Annotated in this window: 18 protein-coding genes and 2 pseudogenes; 1 reads left to right on the top strand and 19 read right to left on the bottom strand. The window is 52.8% G+C overall.

Annotation, left to right across the window (positions count from 1 at the left end):
- Positions 1-87 precede the first annotated feature (87 nt).
- From EDM52_RS16160 to EDM52_RS16185, 7 genes and pseudogenes are all read right to left on the bottom strand, one after another.
- Complete coding sequence (locus tag EDM52_RS16160) at positions 88-366, bottom strand: hypothetical protein (RefSeq protein ID WP_122910008.1); 279 nt, start codon at positions 364-366, stop codon at positions 88-90.
- Between the two features lie 231 nt (positions 367-597).
- On the bottom strand, positions 598-846 hold the full coding sequence (locus EDM52_RS24745) for a hypothetical protein (RefSeq protein ID WP_183185146.1): 249 nt from the start codon (positions 844-846) through the stop codon (positions 598-600).
- Between the two features lie 70 nt (positions 847-916).
- Positions 917-1,477 (bottom strand): cupin domain-containing protein, encoded by a 561-nt coding sequence (locus tag EDM52_RS16165; RefSeq protein ID WP_122910009.1) that lies wholly within the window; start codon positions 1,475-1,477, stop codon positions 917-919.
- Positions 1,478-1,692: 215 nt separating this feature from the next.
- Positions 1,693-2,166 (bottom strand): C39 family peptidase, encoded by a 474-nt coding sequence (locus tag EDM52_RS16170; RefSeq protein WP_122910010.1) that lies wholly within the window; start codon positions 2,164-2,166, stop codon positions 1,693-1,695.
- A pseudogene (locus EDM52_RS16175) lies at positions 2,147-2,353 on the bottom strand (NAD(P)-dependent oxidoreductase); the annotation flags it as partial. The gene EDM52_RS16170 and the pseudogene EDM52_RS16175, both read right to left, overlap by 20 nt.
- Positions 2,354-2,509: 156 nt before the next feature.
- Positions 2,510-3,103, bottom strand: a complete 594-nt coding sequence (locus EDM52_RS16180) for a flavin reductase family protein (protein WP_122910011.1) — start codon at positions 3,101-3,103, stop codon at positions 2,510-2,512.
- A 161-nt stretch (positions 3,104-3,264) separates the two neighbouring features.
- Entirely contained in the window at positions 3,265-3,483 is a 219-nt protein-coding gene (locus EDM52_RS16185; RefSeq protein WP_122910012.1) for a helix-turn-helix transcriptional regulator, read from the bottom strand.
- Between the two features lie 239 nt (positions 3,484-3,722).
- Here EDM52_RS16185 and EDM52_RS16190 point away from each other — a divergent pair, with 239 nt between their 5' ends.
- Entirely contained in the window at positions 3,723-4,220 is a 498-nt protein-coding gene (locus EDM52_RS16190) for a GNAT family N-acetyltransferase (protein WP_245997019.1), read from the top strand.
- Between the two features lie 63 nt (positions 4,221-4,283).
- Here EDM52_RS16190 and EDM52_RS16195 read toward each other — a convergent pair.
- The 12 genes and pseudogenes from EDM52_RS16195 to EDM52_RS16250 form a co-directional block, all read right to left on the bottom strand.
- Positions 4,284-4,454 (bottom strand): annotated as a pseudogene (locus EDM52_RS16195) (GNAT family N-acetyltransferase); the annotation flags it as partial.
- 99 nt (positions 4,455-4,553) lie between these two features.
- A complete protein-coding gene (locus EDM52_RS16200) occupies positions 4,554-5,189 on the bottom strand; it encodes an ArpU family phage packaging/lysis transcriptional regulator (RefSeq protein WP_245997022.1) in 636 nt (211 codons plus the stop codon).
- A 159-nt stretch (positions 5,190-5,348) separates the two neighbouring features.
- Positions 5,349-6,638: an L-rhamnose isomerase gene (gene rhaA, locus EDM52_RS16205; RefSeq protein WP_122910013.1), complete on the bottom strand. Its 1,290-nt coding sequence runs from the start codon at positions 6,636-6,638 to the stop codon at positions 5,349-5,351.
- Positions 6,574-8,112, bottom strand: a complete 1,539-nt coding sequence (gene rhaB / locus EDM52_RS16210; protein ID WP_122910014.1) for a rhamnulokinase — start codon at positions 8,110-8,112, stop codon at positions 6,574-6,576. Before rhaB ends, rhaA begins: the two co-directional genes overlap by 65 nt.
- A 10-nt stretch (positions 8,113-8,122) precedes the next feature.
- Positions 8,123-8,443, bottom strand: a complete 321-nt coding sequence (gene rhaM / locus EDM52_RS16215) for an L-rhamnose mutarotase (RefSeq protein ID WP_122910015.1) — start codon at positions 8,441-8,443, stop codon at positions 8,123-8,125.
- Positions 8,444-8,478: 35 nt separating this feature from the next.
- Positions 8,479-9,204 (bottom strand): LutC/YkgG family protein, encoded by a 726-nt coding sequence (locus EDM52_RS16220; protein WP_122910016.1) that lies wholly within the window; start codon positions 9,202-9,204, stop codon positions 8,479-8,481.
- Positions 9,197-10,705 carry a LutB/LldF family L-lactate oxidation iron-sulfur protein gene (locus EDM52_RS16225; protein WP_122910017.1) on the bottom strand — a complete coding sequence of 503 codons (1,509 nt, stop codon included), beginning with the start codon at positions 10,703-10,705 and terminating at the stop codon, positions 9,197-9,199. The genes EDM52_RS16220 and EDM52_RS16225 overlap by 8 nt, the downstream gene beginning before the upstream one ends.
- Positions 10,686-11,432, bottom strand: coding sequence for a (Fe-S)-binding protein (locus EDM52_RS16230; RefSeq protein WP_122910058.1), 747 nt, complete (start codon positions 11,430-11,432; stop codon positions 10,686-10,688). Before EDM52_RS16230 ends, EDM52_RS16225 begins: the two co-directional genes overlap by 20 nt.
- A gap of 64 nt (positions 11,433-11,496) precedes the next feature.
- A complete protein-coding gene (locus EDM52_RS16235; RefSeq protein ID WP_122910018.1) occupies positions 11,497-13,566 on the bottom strand; it encodes a bifunctional aldolase/short-chain dehydrogenase in 2,070 nt (689 codons plus the stop codon).
- A gap of 83 nt (positions 13,567-13,649) precedes the next feature.
- Positions 13,650-14,690: a rhamnose ABC transporter substrate-binding protein gene (gene rhaS, locus EDM52_RS16240; protein WP_122910019.1), complete on the bottom strand. Its 1,041-nt coding sequence runs from the start codon at positions 14,688-14,690 to the stop codon at positions 13,650-13,652.
- A gap of 62 nt (positions 14,691-14,752) precedes the next feature.
- Positions 14,753-15,745 carry an ABC transporter permease gene (locus tag EDM52_RS16245; protein ID WP_122910020.1) on the bottom strand — a complete coding sequence of 331 codons (993 nt, stop codon included), beginning with the start codon at positions 15,743-15,745 and terminating at the stop codon, positions 14,753-14,755.
- Between the two features lie 2 nt (positions 15,746-15,747).
- Entirely contained in the window at positions 15,748-16,755 is a 1,008-nt protein-coding gene (locus EDM52_RS16250) for an ABC transporter permease (RefSeq protein WP_122910021.1), read from the bottom strand.
- Positions 16,756-16,782: the final 27 nt, after the last annotated feature.

The following is a 16,782-nucleotide window of genomic DNA, read 5'->3' on the forward strand; positions in this document are numbered from 1 at the left end:
ACTCCCAGATAGAAGGCGCTCTTGATCCACTCTTGCTTGCTTTTCATCAGCTCAGCACCGCTTCTTGCTTTGCCGCTCGTCTAGCCACTACGTCCAGTCCCTCTCGATCTCAAATACGTTGATTTTGGTTTCAGGCTGTCTCGGAACCGTTACCTGATAGGTAAAGCGAAAGGTGATATCGGTCCGATCTCGCTGATCGTTCCAGATTCGAAACGTCGAACTGTCGATCTCGATGAGCGTACCACCCGACTGGCCTCGGAAGCTGTACCCCTTTTGTCGCAATAGCTTGCGCAGCGGTTCGGCCGATATCGGCTGATAGATTCCGTCCACCTGGGGATAATGAAGGACAATTCCCGCATCCGCCACCACCTCCGAGTATTTGCACCGAAGGCTTCCGTAAATGGCGACCCTCTCCCCCTTTGGGCAAGGATCGTTCCTGTTTGGCTCATCATTGACCACCTCCCCCACATGTCGTTATGAAACCGATGAATTCTATCGACGAGCAACGCTCGTCGAGCAAGGAGCGAGTGGACACAAGCCTTCAACTCGCTAATCTATATGGCGCTGTCGCCTGATATCCCTGCTCGTCAGGCGTCTCTACTTCATCTGCTTGACTCTGACACAGGGCATCCGTACACAAAGAACACGCTGCTCGAGAACATGCGCCCACACACACCCAAAGCATTTGTGCCTTTTTGGCAGCTTGGCTGCACCTGCCTTTTTGATCACGCTGCTGTGCTTGTTCAATTCCATCACCTCCCTCTGCTCAGGCATGTAAAAAGCCACCCGGATAAGTACCGGATGGCTGTTGTCTTGCTCTCTTTTGATTTCTTTCGCTTGGCTCAAGTATAACCGGAAGTGAGGAAGCTTTGGCAAAATGAACGCTTGTGTAAAGATGTGTAAAGGATTGTCTATTTTATCCCTCAGCAGCCTGGGCCATTTCTTTTGTTTGGTGAACAGTACCAAAGGGATGGTGTGGAGGCGCATAAATCACGTATACCTTTAGTGGCTTATTACCTGTATTGATTACATTGTGCCATTTTCCGGCAGGGATCATGATCGCGTAGTCATCATAAGCCATTTGTTGAAAGTCCAAATGATTTTTGCTGTCACCCATTTGAACAAGTCCCTGACCTTCTTCAATACGAATAAATTGATCAGTTGTTGGATGGACTTCCAAACCGATGTCATCTCCTACAGGAATACTCATCAAAGTTACTTGCATGTGCTTCCCTGTCCACAAGGCGGTGCGATAATTATTGTTTTGTTTCGCCGCTTGCTCAATATTTACTACAAACGGCGTTGGTCCATAATCTCTTAATGGGATGGATGCGGAGTAAGGATTCCAGGTTTCATTCCAATTGGCATGGTTCCAAGCAAAATTGCTTGGATTCCAATAGTAACCACCATAGCTGTTATACCAGTTGACATGCATAGGGTTAGGCCATAGATAGTGGCGGCCAAGATTAGGATACATTGTCATTCTCCCCCGTGTTTAATTTTGTATCTATCCTATGCAAATGCCTTTAGATCCGTTTGCAACCTCTACGCAAATGGGCATGATTTCCGTACTCCCATCACCTCCCCCTCTGCTACAGTCACCAAAAAAGCCACCCGGCTTAGTATCGGATGGCTGCTGTCACTCTTTCATTTGAATGTTTTACACTTGGCTCGAGGATAACCTGAGAAGCTTTATTCACCTTGCTCCGCTATACAAGGAGAGTAATCCTTTCTGATCAAAATCCCCCGCTTGGCATAGTAACGGGCAAAGTCCTCCAAAGATAGATGATCATTCTCCTGTGTTTGCTGCGAATCTCCAGACGGATTGTGAAAAATGATCTCCCGACGCTGCTCGTCTTTTCCAAAGACGTACACCAGATGCCCGCCTTGCTTGGGCGGTGTCACCTCAGGGTTACGAATGCTCGGGTGGACTGAAGCGATATACACATACCCTTGATCGAGCAGGTCGTATATCTCTTCAATCGAGGTGTGCTCCTTCACCTCGGCCTGAAGGGAAAACCTTTCCGCTATGTAGGCTACAAACGGGCGGTATATCAAGCCTTTGATCGAACCGTCCTCGCTGACTACATATCCCCCGTACTCCCTACATGCTTTCATCAGCTCAATCGTGGGGATAATCCGGTTTTGCAAATGGGCGAGCGCCATTTCTGTCTCCTCCCGTAATGATGGCGACTTTTCCTTGCAATTTGCTGCTGCCAAGATAGTGAGGATTATCGAAAATGGGTCGTGGGACCATGAGATACTCGAAGCCTGGCTGACGGTCCTGATGCTGCGGCGGAAAGCTGATCGGCATTTCCTCGCAGGTCGTCTTATAGCCGATATACGGATACATTGGATACCAAAGAACCCCTCCTGCACAAAAGCGATACCTCCATGATATTCGCCCGTAAAACAGAGGTTCCCACTACGTGAAGGTACGTGGACTCCGAAAAAACGGAAAGACCCCCCGGACATTTCGCTTCATTTTCAAGACCTTTCCATTTCTTCTTTATGCACGGAAGGTTTTTCCTAAAGGCTGACCAAGGCCAAAATAGTGGCGGAAGTTATAGAGGATTGGACTCCATTTTGCTGGATCAATATGCTGATCGTCCTTCAGAATTCGCTCATGTGCGTGGACATGAATGACTTCTGTTTCCACGATGGCAAAGTCAGGTGAATAGTCCGGAATGCGAATATCTTTGACAACGGCTTCCAACTGCAACGGACACTCCAGAATGCGCGTCGGCTTTACGGTAGTAGATGCTATCGAAGTAAATTCACCCATCTCAAATTTGTCTTTTTGATAAGAAAAACCGATGCTTTTCTTGTAATCGGGTACAGGATCTTTCCCGGTATAGGGTGCCAGCCGCTCTACCTGCTCCCACAGGGTCGGGTCCGGAAGATTAAGCACACATTCACGGTGACGCTGCATATTTTCCAGTGCTTTTCCTCCTACACCTACTCCCAGAACGACTGTATACCCCAATGCCCACGATGAGGAAATCGGGCTTATGTTGGTCGTTCCATCCTCGTTCCATGTATTCAGCAGGACGACAGGTGTGCCGTAATACAGGATTTTTGGTTTCACGGTTATTGTATTCATCCTTGCACGCTCCCTTTGTTGTTTCTCTCGATGTGATTGTAAAAGAAAAGGATTTCCATCCCCATCGAAGTATGAAAGACAACAGAATACAAGTCAGCTTTTCAAGTAAATAACAGCTACAATAATCCCTGTAACGACTAGGCTTATCCCTGCGGTCAGTTTTATTTTTCCTCCTCGATCCAAAAAAGTTCATCAAGTTTTTTATCTAACGCTCGAGCCAATAGCAGACATAGTTTGATGGTGGGATTGTACTTTCCAGACTCAATCAGACTAATAGTTTGCCTGGTTACTCCCACCATTTCAGCCAACTCCTCTTGTTTGAGATTTCCCTTTTCAATACGAGCAATTTTCACTCTGTTTTTAATAGATGGATCCTTCATATCACCCTACTCCTTATTGATTTCGTTACTACAAATGTAACATATACATTTTATTTGTCAATTATATATTACAAACGGAATTTATATATGTATTTTTCAGTCTCAACTCCATCATTCTATTACTCATGATATCTTTCCAACTTTAACAAGTGCTTGATTTGACTCGAAGATTTATAGATAGTAGAGATGGACTTCCTTTTACTAGAAAATGATGAGGTATATAAAGGAGAATAGACGGGATGACCATGAAACCGTTAGAAACCCAAGACGTACAGCTATCCATGTATGAGGCAGCATTTGATGAGGCTCTCAGTCAGTTCTACCTCCCCGAAGAACAGCTGCAGTTTACAGCGCTGCCAAACTGGGTGCTGGATGAGTCCCTGCGAGATCCGGATCGCTATCCAGTCGTGATTCTGGCTGATCAGACTCCAGTCGGCTTTTTCGTTCTGCATAAAGGCGAAGGGGGCTCAGATTACACCTCCAATCCCCACGCCTTGCTTCTGCGCGCTTTTTCGGTGACCGAAGCCCATCAAGGCAAAGGCTACGCCAAAAAAGCCATGCTAGCCCTGCCTGGCTTTGTAGCTGATCACCTGCCGGGCATTGACGAGATCATTCTCGTGGTCAACGAGCGAAATCTGGCTGCCAAGCAGCTCTATGAAAAAACCGGCTTTGTGGACAAGGGAATCCGGCGCATGGGACCGATCGGCAGACAGTTTATGCTGCACTTTTCCCTCTAAATCCAACAGGGCTGTCGATGGTATCCATCAGACAGCCCTGCCATTACACCCTATTCAAATTCTTTATGTCAACGACAGCTTCATTCCCTCATGACTCGCTACGAAGCCGAGCCGATCATAGAATCGGTGGGCGTCCGGCCGCTTCTTGTCTGTCGTCAGCTGAACGAGTCCGCAACCATGCTCTTTTGCCAGTTCGATCGCGTGACGGAAAAGAGCTTCCCCGATGCCTTCTCCATCTTCCCACTCCTCTCATGATTGTCCCTCTATGATTCGTATAAGGTATACGCCAATGATCATTCATTTCCTTTTTATAGCGGCTAAGCCTAATCACCGCTACTCGTCACGCATAGCGATGGCCATTTTCAGCACAGCGCTTCGCTTGATTTCGTAATACCGCTGACGCGAAACCCCCAGCACCTTGGCGATCACCGTATTCTTATCCCCGTCCAGCAGCGCTTCTACGATCAGCCGCTCCTGCTCATCCACAATCAAGTCCACTGCCCGATTGATCCGCTCGATTTTCTTTTGCAGGTTTTGCAGCCGATTCCATTTGCGTTCCCGACGAACGACTTCAGCATGCGTCTTATCCCCGTTCAAGCCCTTTCCTTTGGGCATAGCCGCCTCCAAGCCGTACTGAGCTACCATGCCCTCTCCTGCATCACGCAGGTAACGCTGAATCCGAATCACTTCTATCTGCATGTACGGGTAGTCGCGTATGTCGTCCTCCGTTTGTTGAATGATTTCCAGTGCAGGCTGCCATTCGGAAGATGGGGCTTTTCTGCCTGGCTCCTGCATCGTTTTGCCTTGCTGATCCTGGATGAACTTGTCCCATTCCGGGCAGGACTCAATCATCCCGACATGCTGGTCGTGCACCTGACAACGCGCCTTTTTCCCCCATCCAGTCGCAGGACACTGCTCGCAAACCATCTCCCTCAGACAATCACTGCTCAACAATGTGTTCGATACCATTCCGCTTCCCTCCCTAACCGAAATGGGAACAAGTGTTCCCCTTATTTGGTACAAGTATCTCATACTTACATGTATAGTTCAAGCAATTTTTACTAATCTTTGTCAGCAAAAAAGCACCACCCCTTTTTTCGGGATGATGCTTTTTATGACCTTCATGTCCTATACCAGCTTTTTTGCTTCCCCAAGCTTGCTTCCCCGTGCCGACAAGACCTCCTTCTCGTAAGCCTTCACTTCAGGCAGCCAAGCTTCGCGTACCGGAACACCATTTTTTGCACAGTAGAAATCCCAGATCGCTCCAAAAGGATACGATTTGAACTCTTCCATCAACGCGAGTCGGGTCGTATAATCCCCAGCCAGCTCCACCTGCCGCAAAAGCTCGGTCGGCTCCAGCATCGCACGCAGCAAAGCCTTCAGCGTACTGCGCATCCCGATCACCCACGCCGCGACCCGATTGATGCTCGCGTCAAAAAAGTCGAGACCGATATGCGTCTTAGAAAGCAGATCGTGACGGACCAGCTCACGGGCAATGTCCAGCAGCTCGTCGTCCATAATGACCACGTGATCACTGTCCCAGCGCACAGGACGGCTGATATGCAAGAGCATCCCCTCGGCGAACAGCGCCAGCGAAGAGAGCTTGTTGGAGATCGTTTCGGTCGGATGAAAGTGACCGGCATCCAGGCAAATCAGCTTGTTGTTTTGCAGACCGTAGCCCATGTAAAATTCATGTGAGCCAACCACGTAGCTCTCCGAACCAATGCCGAACACCTTGCTCTCCACCGCATCCAGATGCAGGGCAGGGTCCAGCTGCTCGGCAAAAATCTCGTCGAGCGACTCCTTCAACCGCCTTCTCGGCCCCATGCGGTCGACAGGAATGTCCTTGTAGCCGTCCGGCACCCAGACGTTGGTCACGCAGGTCTGTCCCAGCTCTTGCCCGAAGTAGGCACCGATCCTCCTGGATGCCTTGCAGTGATCGATCCAAAACTGCCGAATCTGCGGATCAGGATGACTCAGCGTAAAGCCGTCAGCCGATTTTTGATGAGAAAAGCAGGTCGGGTTAAAATCGAGCCCCAGTCCTTGCTCTTTTGCCCATTCGACCCATTTGGCAAAATGCCTGGGCGCAAGCTGATCCAGCTCCACCCGCTCATCGGTATCCGCATAGATCGCATGCAGATTGACCTTGTGCTTGCCAGGGATCAGGGAGAAGGCTTTCTCCAAATCCTGACGCAATTCATCCGCTGTACGTGCAGCACCCGGGTAATTCCCCGTTACGGCAATGCCCCCCGTCAGTTCCTGGTCACGGTTTAGGAAACCGCGTACGTCGTCTCCCTGCCAGCAATGCATGGACACTTTGACCTGGGCCAATGCTTCCAAGGCCTTCTCGACATCAATGCCGTGACTCGCGTACAGTTCCTTCGCCATCTGAAAGCTCGCAATCTGATTTACCTGCATGTCCCCTGCTCCCTCCTGCTCCACGTTTGGTAATTTGGGTAAACGACTCGAACCAGACTCTCTGATCGCCCGGGTCTTGTGGCAGATACGTCTTCCCGACAAAAGAGTCCCGGATCAGCCTTCTGCCTTCCTGCACATCCTTCACCTTTTGGCTGGCGATCATCTGGACGAGCAGATTGCCCATCGCCGTCGATTCGGTCGGTCCCGCGACCACCTTTTTCCCAGAGACATTTGCCGTCCACTGACAGAGCAGCTCGTTGTTCGCCCCACCGCCTACGATGTGGATGACTTCAATCGGCGCTTGTGTAATCGCTTCCATTTCCTTGACGGCGAGTGCGTACAAGATCGCTAAATTATCAAAGATGCAGCGTGCGATTTCGCCCGGAGTTCCGGGTATCTCCTGTCCGGTCTCCTTGCAGTAGGACTGGATCTCCGCTACCATGTCGAACGGATGCAAAAAGCGGTCGTCCGTGAAATCGACATAATACCGAAACGCCTCTAGCGGCGTGGCCATCTCGACAAACGACGCAAACGAGTACTGTTCGTCATAGCTGCGATGCACTTCCTGAATCAGCCACAATCCCATGATATTCTTCAGAAACCGGTAAGTATGAAAGGCGCCCCATTCGTTGGTAAAGTTGCTGGTCTGCGCTTGCTCATCAACAATCGCTCGGATCGTCTCTACGCCGATCAACGACCAGGTGCCGCTGCTTAAATAAGCAAAGGACTCTTCTTCCGCTGCCGGAACTCCGAGAACTGCCGAAGCCGTATCATGCGTGGCGACTGCAATCACTTCGCAATCCGGCAAGTCGTACTTCTCTCTCCAAGTCTGTCTGATCGGCCCCAGAACAGTTCCCGGCTGCACCAGCTCGGCGAACTGATTCCGCGTAAGCGACAATAGACGGAGCAAATCCTCGTCAAAATCTTGTGTGTGCAGGTTGAGCAGCTGGGTCGTCGAAGCGTTGGTCACCTCATTGATATGCCTTCCCGTCAACAGATAATACAAATAGTCGGGAACAAGCAAAATCTTGTCCGCTTGCTGAAGCTGTGCCGGATCATGGACTGACAGCTGAAACAAGGTGTTGAACTTCTGAAACTGGATACCGGTCTTCTCGTAAATCACCCTCGCCGACAGCTGACTGGTCACCCTTTCTACCGCATCGCGTGTCCGCTCATCCCGATAGGCGTACACTTCCTCCAGCCTGTTTCCTTCCCGATCCAGCAGGACGTAGTCTACTGCCCACGTATCGATGCCCAGGGTGCAGGCCGTAATGCCCTGTTGCTTCGCTTTTTGCAGCCCGATCAGCACCTGCCCGAACAAATAGTCGATATTCCAGTAGCAATGCCCACCTCGCTCGGTAAAGCCGTTCGCAAAACGGTGGATCTCCTGCAAGGACAGCTCTCCATCGATCACCCGGCCCCAGACAAGCCTGCCACTGGATGCTCCTATGTCTACGGCAATATGGTCTTCCACTGGCTGCACCTCACCTTTGCCCGAGATGAAACACTTCTTTTAGCTCGACCGTGACCGGGCTGTGATCCTCATTTGTCTCCATGACGTCCTTCATATACGTCCACCACTTTTGGCAGATTTCCGTCTCGGCAGTCTTGCTCCAACGCTCTTCGTCCTCAATCTCCAGATAGGCGAACAGTGTATTGGACTGGGCATTCAGGAAAATGGAGTAGCTCTGTGCGCCATACTCGCGCAGCATCTCCACCATCTGCGGCCAAATCTCGTCATGGCGTCTTTGGTACTCCTCATGGCAATCGGCAAACACCTTCATGGTAAAGGCTTTGCGAATCATCGTGGATTCCTCCTCCGTTTATTTGGGCAGATGCATCAGCCGACGATCAGGGCAAATACGACGCCCGGTCCGTGAACGCCAATCGTCAGATCGTTCTCGATATCCGCAGAGCGGCTTGGCCCGGAAATAAAGTGAATGCCGGCAGGAAATTCGGCTCGGGGACGACCATCAAAATGCGCCAGCACCTCCCCCAAGCGCGTCGACATCCGTTCTGCTGGAAGGATCGCCATCACGACAGCGGGCAAGAGACTCACGGATCGTCCTTGGTCGCCTGACGAGGTGCAAACCAGAGACCCGGTATAAGCGACGCCATAATCCGCCATCGTAATCCCGATATCTGCTCCTGCCGCATAGCGGAGCACATCCGCCGCCTGTTCGGTCTGCCAGACGACCATCTCCACATCTGGCATTGCCCTCTCCCAATCCAGCGCGTTCAGCTCCGGTTGATTCTGTCGAATGATTGCGTGTGCCCTCAGCTCCTCTGCCTTTTCCGCTATAAATTGCTTCGCTGCCTCCAGATGAGGGAAGCGAAAGACATGACCGCCAGCCTTTTTCCAGTTGTCGCTAAACAGTGCGATTTGCTCTTCCTGGTCGAGCGCATAGCGATGCCATTCTGGCGGAGCGCCTTTGAACGGATGTTCTGGCTTTTCCGTCACCCTCTGCCGACCCAGCCGATCCGCGATCTGCTGCATGAATCGCTCCTGCTTGCTTCGCGACTCCTTTTCCAGCCTTAGAAGTACCTCCCGATCCGCTTCATTCATCGCCCTTGCTTCCTTTCTCTTGTCCTTCAAGATAGCGCCGCAGCCGTTCTCTTACCCGCTCATCCATCCCGCCATGCTCCCGCTGGATGTCCTGCTCCAATGCCTGCCAGCCCTCGCGAAAAGATTTCTTGGGCAGCGGAGTTGTATGCCTGTAGCTGTTCCAGCCCTTGAGCGGCCCGATTCTCACTTTGATGACACCGTCTTGCAGCAGGAGCTTTTGCATGACTCGTGCCCAGCGCAGAGCCCTGCCGTACCGCTTGTGCGAGGACATGACGTAGCGAAATCCTTTCATGCCTGTGCTCTCTTCTCGCGACCTTTCGCCCTGTTCCACTTTGCGCTGGCGCAAATAGACCAACATGTCGTGCAACGGAATCTTGACCGGGCACGCTTCATAGCAGGCGCCGCACAGACTGGAGGCATTGGCGATGTCATCCCACTCCGCCACGTTTTTGTTCAGCGCCGGCTTCAGCACCGCGCCGATCGGTCCGCTGTAGGTGCTGCCGTACGCGTGTCCGCCGATGTGCCGATAGACCGGGCACGCATTGAGACAAGCGCCGCAGCGAATGCAGTTGAGCAGCTCCTGAAAATGCGGATCGCCCAATTGCAGGGAGCGTCCGTTATCGACGATGATCAGGTGCATCTGCTCGGGACCGTCACGATCCTCTGCACGGCGTGGCCCGGAAATCCCCGACATGTAGACTGTCAGCTTTTGTCCCGTCGCAGACCGAGGTAAAAGTGTCGCCATCACCTCAAGATCAGCCCAGGTGGGAACGATCCTCTCCATGCCCATCAGCGTGATTTGAGTCTTTGGCACCGTCGTCACCATACGGGCGTTGCCTTCATTTTCAAACAGAACGATCGAGCCGCTCTCCGCGATCGCGAAGTTGCAGCCTGTCATCCCGATATCAGCTTCGAGGAATTTCTCCCGCAGCTTTCTGCGCACAAAGCCTGCCAAAGCAGTCGTATCCGGTGGCAGCTCCTCTCCCGCTTCCTTGGATAACAGCTCGGCGATCTGGTAGCGGTTCTTGTGTATGGCCGGAATGATGATATGAGATGGAGGTTCTTTTGCCAGCTGGATGATGTACTCACCCAGATCCGTCTCCACCGCTTCCACGCCTGCCCCTTCCAGCGCCTGGTTGATGTGCAGCTCCTCCGAGACCATGGACTTCGATTTGACGACTGAACGTGCACCGCGCAGTCTCGCGATTTCAAGCGTCAGCGCAGCAGCTTCCTCCGCCGTGTCGGCAAAATGGACGTGAACCCCGTTGGCCCGCGCATTTTCAACGAATTCCTGCAGGTAGTAGTCCAGATGCGCGATGGTGTGCAGTCTGATCTGCCGCGCGCGCTCCCGCCACTCCTCCCAGTTGGGGTGCTCCTCTGAAGCTGCCTGCTTGCCGGCGCGAAGCCGTTCTGTCGTAAATTTGACGGCATTGCGCAGGAATTCGTCGGAAAGTGCGTGGCGTACCCGCTCCTGAACCGTGCTAGGATCGGCTGATCGCATGTCCGCTCACCCCCTCGTACAGCAATTCCGCCAGATGCATGACCCGGATCGGCTCCTTTCGAACATGCAGATGTCCCGCGATATTCATCAGACAGCCCATATCCGTCCCAACCAGCACCTGTGCCTCGGTCTCCAGGATGTGGTCGACCTTCTCACTCACCATCGCACCGGAAATATCGCTCATCTTCACGGCAAACGTACCGCCAAACCCGCAGCAGTCCTCGGCAAAAGGCAATGGAACAAGCTCCAGCCCCTTCACCTGCTCCAGTAACAGCAGCGGTTCTTCCTTGACCCCGAGCAGCCGAGACCCGTGACAGGAAGGATGGTAGGTGACTTTGTGGGGAAAGGTCGCCCCGATATCCTGTATGCCCAGCACGCGAATCATGAATTGGGAAAATTCAAACGTTTTCTTCTGCAAGCGGAACGCTTTTTCCAGCATGACCGGATCGTCAGCAAACAGCTCGGGATAGTAATGGTGAATCATGCCCGTACAGGAACCGGAGGGAGAGAGGACGTAATCGCTCTCTTCGAAGGCCTCCAGAATCGTGTGTGCTGACGCTTTGGCTTCCTGCCAGTAGCCACTGTTGAACGCCGGCTGCCCGCAGCAGGTCTGCACGTCAGGAAAGTGAAGCGCAATGCCGTATCGGGCCAGCAGGCGGACCATCGCCTCCGCAGCGCGCGGATACAGACTGTCGCACAGGCAGGTCACAAACAAGGAAATTTTCACCGTTTCCACCTTCATTCTTCCGTCATCCCTTTTTCTTCGTGGATGCGGTCACAGATACCTGCCACTATCGCGTGAATGCCGCCGGTACACCGCCGTCAATCGTCAGCATGCAGCCCGTCGTTTTTTCCGCTCGGGAAGAAGCAAAGAACAGGATGCCCTCCGCGATATCCTTCGGGTAGATATTGACCAAAAGAGTGGTTCGCTTGCGGTAGTACTCTTCCAGCTCATCCGGCTCGATCCCGTAAGCAGCGGCACGCTCATTGCGCCAATTGGAATTCCAGATGGCCGAGCCCTGCAAAATCGCGTCTGGAAGAATCGAGTTGACACGAATCCCGTACTCGCCCCCCTCAGCAGCGATACAACGGGCCAAATGAACCTCCAATGCCTTGACGGAGCTGTAGGCGGTCACATTTTTCCCTGCGTAGACAGAATTTTTCGAGCCGACGAATACCATGCTGCCCCCGATTCCCTGCTCCTTCATTTGCTTGAAAGCCTCGCGAGCCACGAGGAAGTAGCCTGTGCCAAGCACGGAAAGGTTGAGCTCCCACTCCTTGAGCGTCGTTTCATCAAAAGGGCTGGAGGTAGCCAGACCGGCATTGTTGACCAGCACATCGATTCCACCGTAGGCAAGCGCCGCTTCCTTCATCGCCGCCGCTACCTGATCTTCGCGCGTGACGTCCATTTTGACCGCGATGGCCCTGCCCTCACCATAGCGCGCATTGATTTCGTCCGCCACCTGATTGGCACCCTCTATATTCAGATCAGCAACCACGACATGAGCACCCTCAGCCACAAAGCTGCGGCAGGTTTCGCTTCCGATCCCACCTGCTCCTCCCGTCACGAGCACGACTTGACGGGAAAACTCTGCTTCGGGTGGTGCCAGCGTCAGCTTATACAGCTCCAGCGGCCAGTACTCCACCAGAAATGATTCGTGTTCATGCAGCGAGACGAAGGTACCGAGTGCCGTTGCTCCGCGCATCACCGCAATCGCCCGATGGTAGAGGGCGCCACTCACTTTGGAATTGGACCAGTTTTTTCCTGTGTTGATCATGCCGATTCCCGGTACTAGGATCACGCGGGGTGCGGTTTCTGAGATTTGATCCCCTTCGCTGTGATGACGCTCAAAGTACGCCTGATACTCCACCTGAAAACGGGCAATGCCTTCGCGAATCTGCTCTTTGAGGACATCGACATCTCGTGTTGCCGGGTCCCAATCGACGATCAGCGGCACCATCTTGGTATGAACTAAATGATCCGGGCAAGCCGCTCCAATCTGGGAAAGGGTTCTGGCATCCCTGCTGTTGACGAATTGCAGGATATCCTCAGCGTCATCGTAGGTCAGGATCATTCGTTTCTGTCCGCTGACGGCACCGCGGATTAGCGGCATGATCTGAGCGAGGATGTCTTTTCGCTCCACTTCGGGAAGGCTTTCACAAACTGCCCCGCCAAATATCTGCTCTTCCTGAATCCTCGCCTCGATGTACGCTTCTGCTTCGGCAATGATGGCAATCGTCTTGGCGTAGCACGCTTCGGACGTTTCGCCCCAGGTGACCAGACCATGCTTCTCCATCAGAACCAGCTCGGCATGCGGATTTCTCGCGACGCCCTCTGCAATCATTTTGGACAGGGTGAAGCCAGGCCGCACATACGGCACCCAAACAAAGCGGTCGCCAAATATCTCGCGCGCTACCTCCTGACCGTTGTCGGCACAACAAATGCTGATGATCGCATCCGGATGCGTGTGATCCACATGCGCAAAAGGCAGAAATGCGTGCAGCAGCGTCTCGATGGAAGGACGCGGGTGTTTGCTGTCGATCATGCAGTGAGCGAGGTAGGCCACCATCTCTTCATCCGGCATTTCCTCTCGCTCCAGCAGCGGCATGACATCCTGCAGACGCAGTCCGGTAAACTGCTGAGCCTTCATCGTGGCGAGATCTGAACCGCTTCCCTTCACCCACATCACGTCGATCTGTCTGCCGCGAAAATCCGTCTCTTTTGTTTTCGTAGAGGTATTTCCCCCGCCCCAGTTGCAAACCCGACGATCTGCTCCGATCAGGTTCGATCGATAAACCAGCTCTTCCAATCCGCTTTGCAGGTGATCTGCTTGGTCACGATCCCATAAGCTTCGTATCATTTCGTACCTCCAACGAATGTAAGGATTTTAAGTGGTGCCCCCAGCAATCAGGCTGCTGGGGGCACCGATACGTACCGGGAAGACTAGTAGACCTGTTTCCACTCTCCGATGTTCGCAGGATCGAATTTGAACGGATCACCCAGCATGATCTGCGTACCATCCCCATCCGCGATGATTTCCTTCTCACCCAGCTTGCCTGCGGTGAACTTCTCGCCAACCTTGCCCGTGATCGTTCCCTTGACCAGCGCATCCGCGGCATAGCCCGACAGGTAGCCTACATCGACCGGGTTCCACAGGTACATCCACGGGCTGACTCCGCTTTCGATGTACTCGGCCATTTCACTCGGTAGTCCCAGTCCAGTCAGCTTCACTTTGTCCTTCAAGCCTTTGTCCGTCAGCACTTTCCCAGCCGCCGCAATCCCGACAGTCGTCGGTGCAATGATCGCTTTCAAATCAGGATAGGATTTGAGCAGGGCTTCGGTCTCGGACACGCTCTTGTCGCGCAGGTCGTCTCCATAAGCTACCTTGACCAGCTTCATATCCTTGTATTTGGGATCTTCCAGCTCTTTTTTCATCCATTCGATCCACAGGTTCTGGTTCGTCGCCTGCGAAGTGGCGCTCAGTACCGCGATCTCCCCTTTGCTGCCAATCATTTCAGCTGCAGCCTGGACCTGGACACGGCCAATCCGCTCGGGGTCTGCCTGGTTGATATGGACCAAGCGGCTCTGTGTGTTGACTGCGGAATCCAGCGAGAGTACCTTGATGCCGGCATCCATCGCTTTTTTCAGAGCTGGCTGCAATGCGTCCGGGTCGTTGGCGACGACGGCAATCGCATCTACCTTTTGTGAAATCAACTCTTCGATCATTTGAATCTGCGCCTCTGCTGTAGGCTGATCCGGCGCTTTCAGAATCGCTTCTCCGCCTGTCTCTTCAATGGCGATCTTAAAGCCTTCCATCTGTTTTTCGCCGTATGGATTGCCTGTGTTCTTAAAGATGATTGCGAATCGTTTCTTCCCGCCTGCGTCACCACCGGAGCTGCCCGGCTGACTCGCCGTTTGGCTACACGCAGCCAGCATGGATGCCGCTAGCAGAACGGTTAAGAATGATGTCAAAACCTTTTTCATGCCAATTCCCCCCATTTTCAATTCCTATACACAACAGGTTTCATCCTGTGATGTATCCCGCATCAACCACTTTTTTTGCCCTTGTATGGCCGCCCCTTGAGATTGGGAATCATGACTGCGGCGATCAGGAGCAGACCGATGATGATCAGAAGCATTTGGGCAGGCACATTGACAAGACCCAACCCATAACGCAGGTAGCCGATCAGAAATACAGCCAAAATCGCCCCGATCATGCGTCCCTTGCCTCCTGACGTGCTGATCCCGCCAAGCACCACCATCGCAATTACGTCCAGCTCATAGCCTGTCGCGATGTTAGGTCTGGTGCTGCCCATTCGCGAGGTCAGAAAGAGCGCCGTTACCGCTGCCATCAAACCAGCCAACGTAAAGACGATGATCTTGATTCGATCCACCTTGATCCCGGAAAATTGGCTGGCAGTCGCATTGCTGCCCATCGCGTAGACACGCCTGCCAAAGGTCGTCTTGTGCAGCAAGAGAATGAACAGAATGGCGAAAAGCACAAAGACGAGAAAGATAAACGGCACTGGCCCCACATATCCCCAGCCCAGGTAGCTGAACCACTCGGGAAATTTACCGGCAGCCTGATCTTCCAGGATAATGTAGGCGATTCCCCGATAGATAATCATCGTCGCCAGCGTCACGATGACCGCAGAAAGCTCTTTGAATTTCGTGATCAAAAGGCCGTTTATGTAGCCGCAGAGCGTTCCCACCGCCAGGCAGATGAAAATCGCCAGCTCCATCGGTACACCTCGCGTATACAAGTCCGCCATCACGACAGAAGACAAGGCGACGATAGAAGCAACCGATATATCGATATCTCCGAGAATGATGATTAGCACCATCGGCAGCACGATGAACGCCTTGTCCAGAAAGGTCATCGTCGCGTCTCGCAGGCTGTCGCCATTCAGATAGTAGGGGGAGAGATACGTATTGATAACGTTTACAAGAATAAAAATCAGGACGAGCATCCATTCCCATTGCAGAAAAAACGATTTCCACGAAAAATCACGACGGCCGAGCAAGACTCGCTTTTCCATGCCTAGATCCTCCTCCTCATCAAGTTGTTGCGATCCACGCCCCGCTTCACCAGTGCATTGATCACGACGGCAATGAGGATGATCAAACCCTGGATTCCCATTTGCCAGAACGGGGAAACATTGATCAGCGGCAGCGCATTATTCAGCATGCCGAGCAGGATCGAGCCCAGAATAATCCCGGAGATCTTGCCGGAGCCCCCCGCGATGCTGACACCACCCAGGACACATGCGGCGATGACGCTCAGCTCGTAGCCGACTGCCGTATCTCCCTGTGCAGAAGCGAACTTCGCAACCCATAGCACACCGGCCAGACCGGACAAGCCGCCCATGATCGTGTAAACCAGCCAGAGGATCTTGTCGTTGTTGATCCCGCTGATCCGAGCCGAGTCAGGATTGCTGCCGACGGCGTAGATTTGCCTGCCGGTACGCGTGTACGTAATGAAATAATAGAAGAGGGCATAAATGATGATGGCGATAAAAATGAGCGTGTTGATTCCCAGAATGGAGCCTGTGGCGATCGCCTTGAACGACGCCGGCATCTGATGGGCACTCACCCATTTTCCGCCGCTGACCATAAAAGTAGCGCCGCGAAATACGTTCATCATCCCCAGCGTCGCAATAATCGGAAGAATGCCCGACTTGGAGACGAGGAGGCCGATGATTGACCCGCATAGGAGACCGACCAGCGTCCCCAGAAGAATCGCCCACAGCGGATGAACATCGGGGTACGCACTCACGGTCAATGCCGCGATCATTCCTGACAAGGCCAGGGTGGCTCCGATGGACAGATCGATACCGCGTGTAACGATGACCAGCATCATTCCTACAGCCAGGATGCTTAATATCGCGGTATTGGTGACCATGTCATTGATATTTTCCAGAGTCAAAAAGCTCGGATTGCGAAGCTGTACCCCGATGGAGAGCAAGAGGATAAAGAGCAGCAAGCCCAGCTCACGAAAGCGGGCAAATCTCGCCCCGAGCGAGGTCTTCTCCAGTGTATTGCCTGTCAACTCAACCACCACCTTCTACTGCCAGCA

Source organism: Brevibacillus invocatus (genome assembly GCF_003710915.1).
Taxonomy (GTDB): Bacteria; Bacillota; Bacilli; order Brevibacillales; family Brevibacillaceae; genus Brevibacillus; species Brevibacillus invocatus.